General features: G+C 67.4%; 1 protein-coding gene. It reads left to right on the top strand.

The window, feature by feature from the left end:
* A partial coding sequence (locus HV793_RS30990) for a VCBS domain-containing protein (RefSeq protein WP_217481794.1) occupies positions 1-685 on the top strand: 685 nt, incomplete at both ends.

Genomic DNA, 685 nt, shown 5'->3' on the forward strand with positions numbered 1-685 from the left:
ACAGCAGCTCAAGGACACCTTCACCTACACGATCCGTGATGCCGACGGCGACGTCAGCACCACCACCATCACCGTCACCATCAACGGCCACACCGATGGCGTGCCCGGCGTGACCGTCCCCGATGCCAACGGCGCCGATGCCGGCAACGTCAGCATCGCCGAGAACGCCACGCAGCCGGTCACCGGCGAACTGACCGTCTCCGCACCGGAAGGCCTGGCTACCGTCAAGATCGGCGGCACCACCCTCACCGTGGCCGAACTCCAGGCGCTGGGCACCACCCCGGTCGTCGTCAACGGCTCCGAAGGCAAGCTCACGCTGACTGGCTACGACCCGGCCACCGGCAAGATCACCTATAGCTACCAGCAGGACGGGACGGCCAAGAACCACACCGCCGGCGACGACTCCGTCACCGACAAGTTCACCGTCACCGTCACCGATGCGGCCAACCAGGTCAAGTCCGACGACCTGGTCGTGCTCATCACCGACACCGCGCCCGAAGCCAAGCCCGACACCGCTTCCGTCACGGAAGACACCGCACTGACCGCCTCCGGCAACGTCATCACCGGCACCGGCGCCGACACCCTCGGCGCGGACGTCACCAACGTCGTGGGCGTGGCCAAGGGCACGGTCCCCGCCGGCCAGAACGTCACCGGCAACGTCAACACCGCCGTCAACGGCGAGTAC

This window comes from Achromobacter aegrifaciens, from assembly GCF_902859965.1.
GTDB lineage: Bacteria > Pseudomonadota > Gammaproteobacteria > Burkholderiales > Burkholderiaceae_B > Achromobacter > Achromobacter aegrifaciens.